12 protein-coding genes are annotated in these 14,758 nt (G+C 59.6%); all 12 read right to left on the bottom strand.

Features of this window, described 5'->3' with window-relative positions:
- Positions 1–18: 18 nt before the first annotated feature.
- Entirely contained in the window at positions 19–336 is a 318-nt protein-coding gene (locus tag I2D57_RS07710; protein WP_195362061.1) for a stage V sporulation protein S, read from the bottom strand.
- Positions 337–410: 74 nt separating this feature from the next.
- Positions 411–1,496 (bottom strand): ATP-binding protein, encoded by a 1,086-nt coding sequence (locus tag I2D57_RS07715; protein WP_195362062.1) that lies wholly within the window; start codon positions 1,494–1,496, stop codon positions 411–413.
- Position 1,497: 1 nt separating this feature from the next.
- Entirely contained in the window at positions 1,498–3,048 is a 1,551-nt protein-coding gene (gene rny / locus I2D57_RS07720; protein ID WP_195362063.1) for a ribonuclease Y, read from the bottom strand.
- Between the two features lie 257 nt (positions 3,049–3,305).
- On the bottom strand, positions 3,306–3,998 hold the full coding sequence (locus tag I2D57_RS07725) for a regulatory protein RecX (RefSeq protein ID WP_148346210.1): 693 nt from the start codon (positions 3,996–3,998) through the stop codon (positions 3,306–3,308).
- Positions 3,999–4,009: 11 nt separating this feature from the next.
- Entirely contained in the window at positions 4,010–5,158 is a 1,149-nt protein-coding gene (gene recA / locus I2D57_RS07730) for a recombinase RecA (RefSeq protein ID WP_195362064.1), read from the bottom strand.
- A 257-nt stretch (positions 5,159–5,415) separates the two neighbouring features.
- Positions 5,416–5,946, bottom strand: coding sequence for a CinA family protein (locus I2D57_RS07735; protein ID WP_161115793.1), 531 nt, complete (start codon positions 5,944–5,946; stop codon positions 5,416–5,418).
- Positions 5,947–5,958: 12 nt separating this feature from the next.
- On the bottom strand, positions 5,959–6,507 hold the full coding sequence (gene pgsA, locus I2D57_RS07740) for a CDP-diacylglycerol--glycerol-3-phosphate 3-phosphatidyltransferase (protein ID WP_006235973.1): 549 nt from the start codon (positions 6,505–6,507) through the stop codon (positions 5,959–5,961).
- A gap of 99 nt (positions 6,508–6,606) precedes the next feature.
- Positions 6,607–7,956, bottom strand: a complete 1,350-nt coding sequence (gene rimO / locus I2D57_RS07745; RefSeq protein ID WP_138112638.1) for a 30S ribosomal protein S12 methylthiotransferase RimO — start codon at positions 7,954–7,956, stop codon at positions 6,607–6,609.
- A 27-nt stretch (positions 7,957–7,983) separates the two neighbouring features.
- On the bottom strand, positions 7,984–8,481 hold the full coding sequence (locus tag I2D57_RS07750; protein ID WP_117770334.1) for a YajQ family cyclic di-GMP-binding protein: 498 nt from the start codon (positions 8,479–8,481) through the stop codon (positions 7,984–7,986).
- 26 nt (positions 8,482–8,507) lie between these two features.
- The gene (locus I2D57_RS07755) at positions 8,508–10,019 is read right to left on the bottom strand and encodes a RodZ domain-containing protein (RefSeq protein ID WP_195362065.1); all 1,512 of its coding nucleotides are present in this window, start codon (positions 10,017–10,019) and stop codon (positions 8,508–8,510) included.
- Positions 10,019–12,799: an FtsK/SpoIIIE family DNA translocase gene (locus I2D57_RS07760; protein WP_229055692.1), complete on the bottom strand. Its 2,781-nt coding sequence runs from the start codon at positions 12,797–12,799 to the stop codon at positions 10,019–10,021. The genes I2D57_RS07755 and I2D57_RS07760 overlap by 1 nt, the downstream gene beginning before the upstream one ends.
- Before the next feature lies 1 nt (position 12,800).
- Positions 12,801–14,471, bottom strand: a complete 1,671-nt coding sequence (locus tag I2D57_RS07765; protein ID WP_195362066.1) for a ribonuclease J — start codon at positions 14,469–14,471, stop codon at positions 12,801–12,803.
- Between the last annotated feature and the right edge of the window lie 287 nt (positions 14,472–14,758).

Below are 14,758 nucleotides of genomic sequence, written 5' to 3' on the forward strand. Positions count from 1 at the left end.
AATCGAGGCAAGCAGAAGCTATGCCACAGGCTTAACATCATCCATGACGACGTTATCCATAGCAGCTCGATTGATCTGGTGAACGTAAATAGAAAGACGGATGGCCGTGCGCGACTCCCCGTTAATAACGATGTCGGAGAACACGGGCGCGCAGGAAATATCAAAACCGGTTGGAATCAAAAAACCGCGCGCGATAGCCACAGCCTTTATGGCCTGGTTGACCGCACCGGCGCCGACACACTGAATGTTGACGGGCACACCATCCTTGACCATGCCGGCGATGGCGCCGGCAACGGACGCGGGCGATGATTTGCTTGATACCTTCAGGCAATCCATGAAGAAACTCCTGCGTTTAAAAGTACGTTTTAACTGCAATAACTGTATCGTACCGAGTGGACTCGGTAAAGGCACTATTCCTCTTTGGCAAGATCGAAGGTCACAGTGATTCGATCACGCGAAACGCGAATCTTTGGGTCGCCGCAAAGGTTGAGATAGTACCGGGCGGCAAGGTCATTAAAGTCGCGCTCCACAGCACGCGAAAACTGTGCCATGTCATCCTTGGCAATACGAAGCCCGCGACGATCCTTCGCGAGATCGACAGGAGCCGGCGCATGCGAGGACGAATCACGCTCGCGCAGCAGACGCGCGGTCACACCGCGAACGGGCTTAATCTGCCCTGCCAAAATGCGATGTGCCGTGCGCTCGGACATCTCAAGACCCAAACCCGAGCAGATACGAATAAAGTCCTCGGCATCAGAGGCAAGGCCTAAACGATCGACAACCGGAAGCTCGCTCTCGTCATCAATAAACAGGAGACGAGACGTATCGAGCCGACTTGACGCCTGAGCATAAAGGGTCGCGGCAATCTCAGACGGAGAACCAAGATAGACATCGCAACCACGCAGCTCCTCGAGCGCAAACTCACAGGCAGCGCGAATAATATTATGCGGGCCGCGAACACAGACATAACGTCCGTCCTCATCCTTGACGGCCTGGGGCCAGCTGGACTGATCGGCACGCTCACTGAGGCGGTCGGCTGCAACGCTCACCTTAAAGGCTGAACCAAGATCGACGCCGGACGTGACCACACGGGCCTCGTCGGTGTTCTGCTTGATCGAAAACAATGCCATGCCACGACCGTGAACGCCCCAACGGTCCATCTTCATGCTCTCGAGCTTGGAGGTAACGCGGGCATCGAAGATTCGCTCTTGCATATCCTGCGGAACGCCCGAACCGTTATCCAGAAAGACAAGCGTGCGGACGCCATCTTCCTTGGTCGTGGCGAGATAGACCTTGTCGGCGCCGGCATCGCGAGCATTACGGAGCATTTCGATGACGATATCCTCGACATGCTGAATGTCGTGTTTTGCCTGGCGCCGCTCGGCCTCCGAAACGCGGAGGCGGACATACCCCTCGCCAAGGTTCTCCTCGACGCGAAGGTTGCCCTCCCCCGACATCGACGCGATAAATGAGATGAGCTCGTTCGCGTCGCTCATGTTATTTAGCGATATCGACAGCGCGGCTCTCGCGAATCACGACGACGCGCACCTGACCGGGATACTCCATCTCTTCCTCGATCTGATGGGCGATATCGTGAGCCAGGACCGTGGACTGGGCATCGGAGATCTTGTCCGGCTGAACCATGACGTGGACCTCGCGACCAGCCTGCATGGCATAGGTACGCTCGACGCCTTCATGGGAGTTGGCAATCTCCTCGAGCTTCTCAAGACGCTTGATGTAGTTCTCGGCAGACTCGCGACGGGCACCGGGGCGAGAGGCGGAGACGGCATCGGCGGCCTGTACCAGGACATCGAGCACCGTGTTGGGGTCGACATCGGCATGGTGAGCCTCGATAGCGTGAACGATAACGGGCTTCTCGCCATAACGGCGGGCAAGCTCGGCGCCGATGACGGCATGCGGGCCCTCGACGTCGTGGTCGATTGCCTTGCCCAGGTCGTGCAGCAGGCCGGCGCGCTTAGCGGTCACAACGTCCAGGCCAAGCTCGGAAGCCATCACGCCGCACAGATCGGAAACCTCGAGGGAGTGCTGAAGCACATTCTGACCAAACGAGGTACGGTAGCGCAGGGCACCAAGGGTCTTGACGATCTCGGGGTGCAGGTCGTGGATACCGGTATCAAAGGCAGCCTGCTCGCCAGCCTCGCGCACGCGCTGCTGAACCAGGTCGGCAGCCTTGTGATACATCTCCTCAATGCGGGCGGGGTGAATGCGGCCGTCGGCGATGAGGTTCTCGAGGGCAACACGGGCGGTCTCACGACGGACCGGGTCGAAGCTCGAAAGAACGACGGTCTCAGGCGTGTCGTCGATCACGAGGTTGACGCCGGAAACCTGCTCGAAGGTCCGGATGTTGCGACCCTCGCGACCGATGATACGGCCCTTGAGGTCATCAGAGGGAATGTGCACGGAGGTAACGGTGACCTCGGCTGTGTGGTCGGCAGCGCAGCGCTGAATCGCCAGGGACAGAATCTCCTGGGCGGTCTTGTGGCACTCGGCGCGAACCTGCTGCTCGGACTCGCGAATGATCGTGGCAGCCTCGTGGGTGACCTCGCCGCGAACCTTATCGAGGAGCTCCTTGTGGGCGTCCTCACGGGTCAGGTCGGCGATACGCTCGAGCTCGGAGGTCTGCTTGGCGCAGAGCTCCTCAAGCTCGCGGGAGCGCTTCTCGACCTGACCGGCCTGGCTGGACAGCTGGTGCTCACGCTTGTCGAGAGCGTCGTTTCGGCGATCAAGGGACTCCTCGCGCTGCATCACACGGTTCTCGAGCGTACGAATCTCGCTCTTACGCTGCTTGTCCTCGGCCTCGGCGGCCTGCTTGTTCTTGATGATCTCCTCTTTAGCCTCGAGCAGAGCCTCTTTTTTGAGGGTCTCGGCCTGACGCTTAGCATCACCGATCAGGGACTCAGCCTGTGCGTGTGCCGACTGGATCTTTTCGTCGGCCTCGTGAAGACTACCCTGCTTGGCGGTGCGCATGTAGGCAATGGCGACGATGGCACCCAAAACGATGCCAACGAGCGCTGCGATGATAGGCATGCTCACTCCTTTTTATGGATTCGTTACACAACAAAGCGAACCGTCCTTACGAACGGCTCGCGACATTTGAGTAATATGGGCGCAGCTTATGCGGGTCGGATACAGATAAACATATAAACAAACTCATCACAGATGAGCACATATCACAAAGCAAATGACAGTGTTTATCGTACGTTGAACCACAACAACTGTCAAATAAATGGCCCCGGCACGGCGGCTAAAACACGGTGAACGGCAGGGCCACAAAACACATACGCCTAAACCGCACATTCCTCGCGTTCGGCATCGAGACGTGCCTTAACGGCATCGGCGGCGACGTGATACGAGAAGCCCTTGCCCATCAAAAACCGAACCAGTTTTTCGAATGCGCGCGTCTCTGGAACACGCCGCTTGGCGAGCAGGGCTGACGCACGCGCCAAATCGTCTTCGACGGCAAAATAATCCTCGGGATAACCGGGAATGTCATCGAGCACGACATGACGGCGCTTGAGCTCGGTCTCGATTTTGCGCTGTCCCCAACCGCGCCGCTTGCGCTCCTCGATAAAGTACGAGCAAAAGCGGCTCTCGTCTAAAAAACGATACTCGGTGGCGCGCTCGACGGCGAAATCGATCGCAGGCTGGTGAAAGCCGTAGCGAGCCAGCTTGTCACGGACCTCACCCGTCGCATGGTCGCGGCGCGATAACATCTCGGTCACCATGGTAAGTGCACATTTACGCTCAATGAGCTGCACCGCCTCACGGAAGTTGTCCCAATCACAGGGAAGATCGGGGCGGTTTTTGACATACAGCCGCGCGACCCGCACGGGAATCCAAATGGACCGCTCAAAACCGCCCTCAAGCTCACAATCGATATGTGCGCAAGGCTTTTTGGACGCATACCCGCTCGAGAACGAGGAGGCCGCCTTCTTATCGGGAAAGACGACCGTGGCCTCGGTCACCGTATACGACATGAGCGTAACCGCTACTCGTCGTCATCATCGAGCATGGCGGAACCATCGATGGCGTAAAGCTCGTCAAACTCCTCAGGCGCAGGCTGATCGGTCAGCTCGACCTCGGACGGAGCATCGTCATCAAACTCAAGTCCACAGGCAAGGCGGACCTCATGCTCAATCTCGTCGGCACAATCGGGGTGTTCGCGCAGGAACGCCTTGGCGGCCTCGCGACCGTTGCCGAGCTTATCCTCGCCATAGGCAAACCAGGAGCCCATCTTCTTGCAAATGCCGCACTCGACAGCCATGTCCAGAATCGAGCCCTCCTTAGAGATGCCCGTACCGTACATGATGTCGAACTCAGCAGAACGGAACGGAGCTGCCACCTTGTTCTTAACGACCTTGGCGCGCACGCGGTTACCGATAACCTCGTCCTTAAGCTTAATGCTGTCGATGCGGCGAATGTCGATACGCACCGAAGAGAAGAACTTAAGGGCGCGGCCGCCCGTCGTGGTCTCGGGGTTGCCGAACATGACGCCGATCTTCTCACGCAGCTGGTTAATGAAGATGCACGTCGTGTTGGACTTGGACAGCGAGCCGGCGAGCTTGCGGAGCGCCTGGCTCATCAGGCGAGCCTGAAGACCGACCGTAGTGTCGCCGATTTCTCCCTCGATCTCGGCACGCGGGGTCAGCGCGGCGACGGAGTCGACGACGATAGCATCGATGGCGCCGGAACGCACGAGCATGTCAACAATCTCGAGCGCCTGCTCACCCGTATCGGGCTGGGAAATGAGCACCTCGTCGATATCCACGCCGATGCGCGCGGCATACGTGGGATCAAGCGCGTGCTCGGCATCGATAAATGCCACAACGCCACCCATTGCCTGGGCCTCGGCCAGGATCTCGAGCGAAAGCGTCGTCTTACCGGAGGACTCAGGACCGTAAATCTCGACGATACGGCCGCGCGGCACGCCGCCGATACCCAGCGCGGCATCGAGGGCCAGGGCGCCCGTGGGAATGGCCTCGACCTCGAGCTCGGGGCCACCGTCGCCGTACCTCATGATGGAACCCTGGCCGAATTTCTTCTCGATCTCGGCCTTGGTGGTGGCGATCATCTCATCGCGCTCTTTACCCGTCGTGCGAGCATGAACGGTACGTACGGGACCTGAATTCTTGGCCATGAATAGCCCTCCTCTTAACAACCTGCATCGATAATAAACGAACGGCTGTTCGTGGTCAACCGTTCAGGCCAATCATATGCAGGCGGTCTTTCCAAAACCCAACCAAACGCCGACCAAACACTGACCAAATACTTGACCACAAAGGACCAAATATGAACAAGGCAGGCAAAAATACATCTACAACCAGCACAAACGCTAAATTTGTCAGAGGTCCCTATCTCCACAATTAAGGGGCCCTAAGGCCCCTTAAAACATGTCTATTCCATAGAGTTGAGCACAAGGGCAATGCGCCCCAATGCCTCCGCGACCGCATGGGCACGAACACACGAACGGTCGCCCTCATAGTGGCAGCGCACAGAGTCCACGACCGGCACGCCCCCATCGGCGGAACGATGCGCCCAGCCAATATAGAAAGTGCCCGCCGGATCGTCCTCAGTGCCACCGCCGGGGCCGGCATAACCCGTTGCGCTCACTGCAATATCGCTCTGGTACAGCTCCAGCGAACCCACCGCCATCTCGCGCGCGGTCTGATGCGACACCGCGGTATAGCGGTCGAGTGTCTCCTGCTCAACACCAAGAACACGATGCTTAATCTCATCGCAATAGGTCACCGCACCGCCACGCAGCACCGCCGAGGCGCCCGGGATATCGGCAATCGTCGAGGCGATCATACCCGCCGTCAGCGACTCAGCCGTCGAAACCGTCACGCCCCGAGCGCTCGCGCGCTCGACAATATCACGCGCCAGCTCCTCGTTATGTGCGGAAATCTGCTCAAAAGAGTCCGTCATACCCACCAGGACCTAGACCGAAAAGACGATCTTGCGGCAGTTCCAGAAGTACTGGGCGCCCGAGATAACGGTCAGGACAACGGCAACGGCGTACAGGAAGCGCGACACCGAGTAGATGCCGAGCGTCAGCGCCACCGGGCCAAGGTGCAAGCCGGCCATAGCAAAAACGCACAGGTAACCGCAAATGGAGACCATCGTGGTTGCCGTCTTGTACTTGCCGAGCTTATCGGCCGCAACGACCACACCGGCCGCACTCGCGACCATGCGAAGGGCGCTCACCAGCAGCTCGCGGAACAGGATAATGAACACGGACCACACGGTCACCGCGCCAAAATCCAAGAACAGCAGCAGGGCCGAGAACACGAGCAGCTTATCGGCGATGGGGTCCAAGAATTTACCGAAGTCGGTGATCTCGTTGCGCGAACGCGCCAGATAACCGTCGACCTTATCGGTGCACGACAGGATCACATACAGAATGAAGGCAGCGGCGGCGAGCGGGCCGTCGAAGGTGCTCCAATCCGTACCGGCAACACTCGTGTGAGAAAGCGCCGACACGATCATGAACACCGGGATAAAGACGATGCGAACGCACGTCACGATGTTGGCGGGCGTCCAGACACTCGTCAGTTCCTTATTGCTCTCGTTAGCCACGACGCTCTCCTACTCCACAACATGACCGATAAGCTCATAGCAGAAGCTATCGGTAAACTCGACGGTCAGAATATCGCCCACGGACGCCTCGCTGGCGTCCAGATGCACCGCGCCATCGGAATCGGGCGCCTGGAACCAGGCATGGCCGATCAGCTCGGCGCCATCCTCGGTCTCTTCGATACCGTCGACGATCACCTGGGCGCGCTCGCCCACATGTGCGGCAGTGGCGGCAAAACCGAGCGACTCGGCCAGGTCCATGGCCTCCTGGGCGCGCTCGAGCTTGACCTCTTCGTCGACCTGACCCTCCATCTTAGCGGCCAGGCTGCCCTCCTCCTGCGAGTAGGCAAAGACGCTCGTGTAGTCAAAGCCGACGGTGTCCATAAAGTCGATAAGGTCGCGGAACTCGTCGTCGGTCTCGGTCGGGAAGCCGACCATGGCCGTGGAACGGATCACGATGCCGGGGATACGCTCACGCAGATCGCGGAACAGGTCCTCGAGCTCCTGGCGCGAACCAGAACGGCGCATAGCCTTGAGGATGCGCGCGTCGCAGTGCTGCACGGGGATATCGATATAGGGCAGCACCTCGGGCGTATCGCGAATCGTCTCGATGAGTTCGTCAGTCATGCCCTCGGGCTGCAGATAGAGCACGCGGACCCAGACGTTGTGCGGGCGCACGGCCTCGGCGACGGCACGCAGCAGCTGCGCCAGATTGCGCGGCGAGCCATCGGCGACGTCCTCGTCGGCAAAGTCGGTACCCCAGATGCCCGTGTCCTGGCCGATCAGCACGATCTCGCGCACACCGCCGGAAACCAGGTCGCGCACCTCGGAGATGATGCTCTCGGCATTGCGCGAATGATAGCGGCCGCGGATGTAGGGAATCATGCAGAAGCTGCAGAAGCGGTTGCAGCCATCGGAAATCTTGACGTAAGCAACGGCGCCCTCGACGGTACGCTTGACCTGAGGGATATAGGCCGCGATCTCACGCTCGACACCCAGCACGCCATCGATGACCGCCACGATGCCGTCCTCCTCGTCGGCCTTCACAAAGGCAGCGACCTCGGGCAGCTCGTCAGGCAGGTCGTCGCCATAGCGCGACGGCACACAGCCGCACATAACGATGGGGCAAGAACGAACGCCGTCCTGAACCTCGTTGGCGAGCTCGAGCGTGGTCTCGATGCTCTCGGACGTTGCGGAGGCGAGGAACGAGCATGTATTGACGATGGCGATATCGGCATCCTGCGGGTCGAATGCCTCCTCGTAGCCCGCAGCAGTCAAAAGAGAACGCATGCGGTCGGTGTCAACCTCGTTCTTAGCGCACCCGAGGGTGATGTAGAGCACGGAGCCCAACGGTGTATCCATGTTGGAGAGCGGTCCTTTCGAATGATATTAGCGGTAGTTGGTGAACTGTAGCGGCTGGCCGTAGTCCTGGTCGCGCAGGAACTGGATTACGGTCTGCAACGCATCCTTCGAAGCAGAGGAAACACGCAGCTTGTCGGCCTCGATGGTCACCTTGACCTTGAGCTTTTGGTCCTTGATGTCCTTGTTGATCTTCTTGGCGGTCGCCTGGTCGATACCCTCGACAATATGGCCGAGCACGCGCACGGTGCCGCCCGATGCCGCCTGAGGAGCATCCCACGAGACAGCCTTGAGGTCAATGCCGCGCTTGATGAGCTTGGAACTCAGCACGTCGATAATCTGCTTAGAGACAAAGTCAGCCGGGGCGCTGATCGTAAAGAGCTTGTCGCCCTTCGAAAGCTCGATCGTGGCGCCGGAATCCTTAAGGTCATAGCGCTGGGAAATCTCGCGCGTGGTCTGCTGGAAGGCGTTGTCGACCTCTTGCATGTTGACCTCGGACACGACGTCGAAGCTGGAATCTTTAGCCATGATGTTTCCTTTCGCGTACGAGCGGCTTAGTAGCTATCGTACGAATAGTCGGTAGAATCGGTGGGTGTCTGACCGTCAGTTGCGGTATCGGCGCCATCCGTGGACTGGGCATCGGTAACGTCGGTGGTATCGGCACCATCGGTGGAATCGGTACCATCAGAACTTTCACCATTCTCGGAATCAGTCGTCTCCTTCTTGGGAACGGTGATCGTCACACGCGCCACGCCCGAGGTCTTGGTATCGTAACGGACCTTTTCACCGTTCTTGGTAACGGTGACATCGGAAGGCTTGGACGTGGTGATCTCGATCGAGGACTCGGGCGAGTACTCCTGCTCAAAGGGGCCAGTCGCTTGGGCGCCATAGACCGACTTGCCGTCGACCTTGACCTCAATCCACGCGGTCTTTCCCTTGGCAACGGAGACTTTGACCTTCGTGACCTCGTTCTCTTCCTTCTTGGCCGTCGTCTTGGTAGCGTCCGAGTCAGTCGACTCATCCGTCGCCTCATCGGTGTCTTCGTCCTCGTCGACCGTTTCGGTCTTCTTAGAAGACTTCTTGGTCGTCGTCTTGGTGGCAGTGGGCGTCTCGGGCGTGGTCTCGGGCGCCGAAGATGCGCAGCCGCGCAGAAGCACCACGATGAGCACAATCAACAACAGCGCAACGGCACCGATGCCGGCGTAGACGATACGCGGATCGAGCCCGTTGTTTTGAGGAGTACGTGATCCGCCGCGTCCACGATTGGAACTGCTGCGGCCGCCTCCCTGAGGCATACGACCACGATTGCTATCGGAACGGCCGCGATAGCCACCCTGGCCCTGAAGGCTGCGCTGACCCGAGCGGGGCGCAAGTTCACCGCGGCCTTGATAGCCACGCTGGCCCGAACGCGGAGCCGAAGAGCGCTTTCCATACGGCTGTGATTGAGAGCGAAGACGCGGCGTCACCTGCGTGGTATCGGCATCCGCATAGCCACCGCGAGAGCGTCCGGTGGAGACACCACGGTGACCGCGATCGGAATAGCCGCCGTCGCCGTAGCCGGCACGAGGGTCACGCGCCACGCCGCGGGCAGCGGGAAGTGCACGGTCCTCGGGCATCGGCGTACTGCGGAACCGGTCACGCTGTGAGCGAATCTCCTCGCCCGAACCCGTCTCAGTAATATAACCGGCCTGCTGAGGACGCTGTCCATAGCGGGTCGAACGACCGCCCTGAACCATCAGGAAGCGCCCGTTATCGACCGAGGAACGCGAATTGACGTAGCCGGCGGCGTCCTGAAAACGACCGCCCTGCTGCGACGTTTCGCGTTCGTATGCCATCAGGTCGTCAAAGTAGGCATTGACGACCTCGCGCGGATTGAGGCCCAAAAAGCGAGCATAGCTCGAAATCATGCCCTGTGCATAGCCGCGCGGCGGCATCGAAGCAAAGTTACCGGTCTCGAAAAACTCGATGATCTGCGGCCTGATTTTGATGGTGTTGGCGACCTGCTGAATGGAAAGGCCCATTCGGCGACGCTGCTCGAGCAGCATGTCACCAAAGCGTGCAGCCATCAGAATCCTCCAAACTCACGATCTTCACGTGCCATCTCGGCGTCGACAGATTCCAGCGCGGCTAGCCCCTCCTCGTCCAGCAGGACCTCGCGCGGCTTGGAACCGTCGGGCGGGCCGACGACACCCTTTTCTTCCAGCATGTCCATAATACGCCCGGCACGCGCATAGCCAACCTTCAGACGACGTTGCAGGCCAGATGTGGAGCCCAGCTGCGATTCCACCACAATATGGGCGGCTTCCCAAATGAGCGGATCATCGTCTTGCGGCTCAGCTACTCCGGTGCGGACAATGCCGCCGCCACCCACCATGGACATGGAAGCGGGCGCCACGGCAGACAGGATCTCCTCGTGGTAGTCGGGCTCGCTCTGCGACTTGACGAACTCGACAATCTCGTTGATTTCGTCGTCCGAGACAAAGCAGCCCTGGATACGGCGAGGCTTGCCCCAGTCGACCTTGGAGAACAGCATGTCGCCCAAACCGGTGAGCTTTTCGGCACCCATCTGGTCGATGATGACGCGCGAGTCGATGCCCGTGGCGACATTAAAGGCGATGCGGTTGGTGATGTTGGCCTTGATAAGGCCCGTCACTACGTTGGAACTGGGGCGCTGCGTGGCCACGATAAGATGAATGCCGGCGGCACGGCCCAGCTGCGCAATACGCACAATCGAGGCCTCGACATCCTTACCGGCGACCATCATCAGGTCCGAGAGCTCGTCAAGGATGATGACCAGGTAGGGCATCTTTTGCGGCGGGTTGTCGTAATGCTCAAACTCGCCGGCGGCCTGCTTTTCGTTGTAGGTCGAAATCTTACGCACGTTAAGGCGTTCGAAAACCTTCAAGCGACGCTCCATCTCGGACACGGCCCATTGCAGAGCGCTCGCGGCCTGTTTGGGCTCGGTCACTACAGGCACGTAAAGATGCGGCAGACCGTTATAGCCCGCAAGCTCGACGCGCTTGGGGTCGACCATGATCAGGCGAACGTCCTCGGGAAGGGCGCGCATGAGCAAGGTCGTGATGATGGAGTTGATCATGACCGACTTACCGGAACCCGTGGTACCGGCGATCAGCAGGTGGGGCATCTTGGCAAGGTCGGCGACGACCGGCGTACCCTCGGCATCTCGACCGATGGCGAGCTCGAGCGGACCGCCCTTCACATAGGGAAGCACGTCGCCCAGGTTGACGTTCTGGCGCTTGCGATTGGGGATCTCGATACCCACAAGCGAGGTGCCGGGGATCGGGGCAAAGATACGCACCGACTGGGCAGCAAGCGATAGCGCGATATCGTCCTCGAGGCTCGAAATCTTGCTCACGCGCTCGCCCTCGCCAGGTTGCAGCTTAAAGGTCGTCACCGTGGGGCCGGCGATCCAGCCGACCACGCGGGCACTGCGGCCAAACTCAAGCAGCGTGGACTGCAGTGACTCGGCAGTCTGCTCAAGCTCTTTGTCCGAGGACGCGGCGGAAGCCGACTGCGGGTTGGCATGCAGGATTTCGAGCGGCGGAAGTTTGAGACCGTCCTCTTCTTCGCCCTCGTTATCTGCGGCGCCGCCGTCCGCTCCCCCATCACTAGCCGCAGCCGATTCGACAGCACTCAAGGCAGGCGCATCGACAACCTTGGGATGCTTCAAGAAGTCGGGAATCTGAGGTGCTGCCGAGACGGGATTCACGGCAAACGGCGGCTCGGACTCATCGATCTTATCGGGGTCGTCTTCCATCGAAAGCTGACCGGTTACCTGGTCGCGCTTTGCATGGCGACGCGGCAGCAAAGTTGTCTTTGCGGTCTCAATCGGAGCCTCGTCGCCCTCGTCATCGCCCTCAGTGAGCTCAATCTCGCTCTCGGACCAAGACGGGTCGGGCTCACTCGTATTGAGCTTAGGCGCAGCCTTGCCCTTCTTGGCATGGCGGCGCGGCATCAGCGTCGTCTTAGCGCGCTCAGCTTCCACGGCATCGGACACGTCGACAAACGGATCTTCGTCCTCGTCGTCATCGTCCAAAACCAGGTCATCATCGTTGCCCATCACCGTGGTCACGGCCATATCGGAGCCCTTTTGACGAAGAATGCTCAGGCGCGGACGGGCAACACCGGGCACCGACAGGGCCTCATCGTCACCCCATGGGCTCGCGTTAACATCGGCACGATGGCGCTCGGCAAAATCTGCCGCACGATCGCGGGCAGAGCGCAGCACGCCGCCCACCGAAAAGCCAATGATAACCAGGCCCACGACAACAAGGCCCAGCAGGACTACCATCGCGATAGGCTTACCCAGGGCATTCTGCAGCACACTCGCTATAAACGCACCGATGTAGCCACCCGAGGCGGACAAATTTTGCGGCGTGAACATAAGGTCGCACGAGTCACTCGTACCCGGCACCATCAGCGAAAGAATGGAGACGACGGCGATAAAGACCACGGCGCCGCCCGCCACAGAGCGCACGTTGAGCGGCGAGTCCTCACCTAAAAAGAGCGTGGCGGCAAACAGCAAAATGACGATCGGCAGCACGTAGGCGCCCAGACCAAAGCCCAGGTGGTAGAAACCGGCAACCGCAGCCGTAACGGGTGCAGTCGCCGGCGAAATCACGGCAATGAAGGACGCAATCGCCAAAACGGCGATAACCACGCCGGCGATATCGCGATTGGCTGAGGGCTCGACCAAGGGCTCAAAATCGTCGAAGTCGGCCTCGTGGCCCTTATTGGCACGCAGATGGGAACCGGCACCCTTAGCAGATGCCGGTTGGTTATTGGCCTTATTGCCTTTGGCGTTTTGTGCAGATCCGCGCGCCAAACTAAACCTCCATGACGACCGGGATGATCATCGGACGGGTGCGCGTACGGCTCCAAATAAAGTTAGAGAGCGAATCGCGCACGGCCTTGCGAATGGCATCGGAACCGCTGCTCGTAAAGCTGAACTTGCCCTTCTCGATCGTCTTCATGATGGACGCGGAGGCATCCTCGGAGAACTGGTCGTCGATGGCAAACGAGACGCCGCGGCCCGAGAACTCGATGGCTTCGATCTTCTTATGCTTGAGCGAGACGATGGCAACGGCCGTGACCATGCCGTCGTTGGCGAGCTTCTGGCGATCGCGCAGGACGATGGGGTCAGTGTCGCCGATGCGAAGACCGTCGACATAGACGATGCCGGACTCGACGGGCGTACCGCGCTTGACGATACCGCCACGCATCTCGAGCGTATCGCCGTTGTCAAGGATAAAGATATGGTCGTCCTTGATGCCCATCTTGCGTGCAAGTTGAGCATGAGCGCGCAGATGCACGGCCTCGCCGTGGACCGGCATAAAGTACGTAGGCTTAGCCATGGCCATCAGGAGCTTGAGCTCCTCCTGGCTACCGTGACCCGAGACGTGAACGAGGGCACGGTTCTTATCCCACACGTCGCAGCCGAGCTTGGCGAGGCTGTTGACGACCTGCTGAACGGCCTTCTCGTTACCGGGGACCGGCGTTGCCGAGAGGATGACGGTATCGCCCTCGTGTATGGAGAGCGTCTTGTGCTCGCCGTTGGCCATGCGCGAAAGGGCCGACAGAGGCTCGCCCTGCGAACCGGTGCACATGACGACGATCTTGTCGTCGGGCAGGTTGTCAATATCGAAGGCATCGATGATATCGGCATCATCGATGTTGAGATAACCGAGCTCGCGCGCCACGCGGGTGTTGGTGAGCATGGAACGACCGGTCACGACGACCTTGCGGCCGCACTTGCGGGCGGCGTCGCAGATCTGCTGCAGACGATGGATGTGGCTCGAGAACGACGCGACAAACACGCGGCCCGGAGCATTCTTGATGGCATGCAGCAGGTTGGGGCCGACCTCGGCCTCGGACTTGGTAAAGCCGGGGACCGTGGCGTTGGTGGAGTCGGACAGCAGCAGGTCGATGCCCTGCTTGGCAAAGCGGCTGATAGCGGCATAGTCGGGCGTGACGCCGTCGATGGGCGTCTGGTCGAGCTTAAAGTCGCCAGTGTGCATAACGGTGCCCTGGTTGGTGCGGATGAACACGCCCAGAGCGCCCGGGATGGAGTGCGTCATCGAGAAGAAGTCGAGCGAGATGCCACCCAAATTGACGTGGCTGCCGCCCTTGACCTCACGGAACTTGGGTGCACGAATGCGGAACTCGGAGAGCTTGCCCTCGATAAACCCAAGCGTCAGCTTGCTCGAGAAGATGGGCACCTTGTTGTTGAGGTCCTGCAGCAGATACGGAAGCGAACCGGTGTGGTCCTCGTGGCCGTGAGTGACGATGATGCCGCGGAGCTTTTCCTCGTTTTCCAGAACGTAGGTGTAATCCGGGAGCACCAGGTCGATACCGGGCTGCGAGTCATCGGGGAACATGAGGCCAGCGTCGACGAGCACCATGTCGTCGCCGCACTCGAAGACCGTCATGTTCTTGCCGATGCCATCAAGGCCGCCGAGCGGGATGATCTTCAAGGGAGATGATTTTTTAGCTGCCATAGGTGAGTGTTGTTTCCTTTCTTCGAAACGGGTCTGGAACAACCGGCGGGGCGCTTCTGGCAAACCGACCGTCGGGAACGTACAAACATGCATCACGGAGTCGACACATTAACCACAGTATGATACCCATTTGCACAACAACAGACCACCCATGCATCAAAGCCCCATCTGAACCCGTCTATCCCACCGGTCTGGTCTCAGCGGCCCCGGCACGGGCTAAGTTTCCTGCTCTACAGTCCTGCGCAAAACGGAAAGCACATTAAGTGCTTTCCTTTGCGTGCGGAACT

This window comes from Collinsella aerofaciens (assembly GCF_015553355.1).
In the GTDB taxonomy this organism is placed as follows: Bacteria; Actinomycetota; Coriobacteriia; order Coriobacteriales; family Coriobacteriaceae; genus Collinsella; species Collinsella aerofaciens_V.

Excerpts from the sequence above, each read along its gene's own strand:
- I2D57_RS07715 (WP_195362062.1), bottom strand. The coding sequence starts at position 1,496 with ATGAGCGACGCGAACGAGCTCATCTCATTTATCGCGTCGATGTCGGGG.
- I2D57_RS07755 (WP_195362065.1), bottom strand. The coding sequence starts at position 10,019 with ATGGCTGCACGCTTTGGTGACATGCTGCTCGAGCAGCGTCGCCGAATG.
- I2D57_RS07710 (WP_195362061.1), bottom strand. The coding sequence starts at position 336 with ATGGATTGCCTGAAGGTATCAAGCAAATCATCGCCCGCGTCCGTTGCC.
- I2D57_RS07765 (WP_195362066.1), bottom strand. The coding sequence starts at position 14,471 with ATGGCAGCTAAAAAATCATCTCCCTTGAAGATCATCCCGCTCGGCGGC.
- rny (WP_195362063.1), bottom strand. The coding sequence starts at position 3,048 with ATGCCTATCATCGCAGCGCTCGTTGGCATCGTTTTGGGTGCCATCGTC.
- I2D57_RS07725 (WP_148346210.1), bottom strand. The coding sequence starts at position 3,998 with ATGTCGTATACGGTGACCGAGGCCACGGTCGTCTTTCCCGATAAGAAG.
- recA (WP_195362064.1), bottom strand. The coding sequence starts at position 5,158 with ATGGCCAAGAATTCAGGTCCCGTACGTACCGTTCATGCTCGCACGACG.
- pgsA (WP_006235973.1), bottom strand. The coding sequence starts at position 6,507 with ATGATCGTGTCGGCGCTTTCTCACACGAGTGTTGCCGGTACGGATTGG.
- rimO (WP_138112638.1), bottom strand. The coding sequence starts at position 7,956 with ATGGATACACCGTTGGGCTCCGTGCTCTACATCACCCTCGGGTGCGCT.
- I2D57_RS07735 (WP_161115793.1), bottom strand. The coding sequence starts at position 5,946 with ATGACGGACTCTTTTGAGCAGATTTCCGCACATAACGAGGAGCTGGCG.
- I2D57_RS07750 (WP_117770334.1), bottom strand. The coding sequence starts at position 8,481 with ATGGCTAAAGATTCCAGCTTCGACGTCGTGTCCGAGGTCAACATGCAA.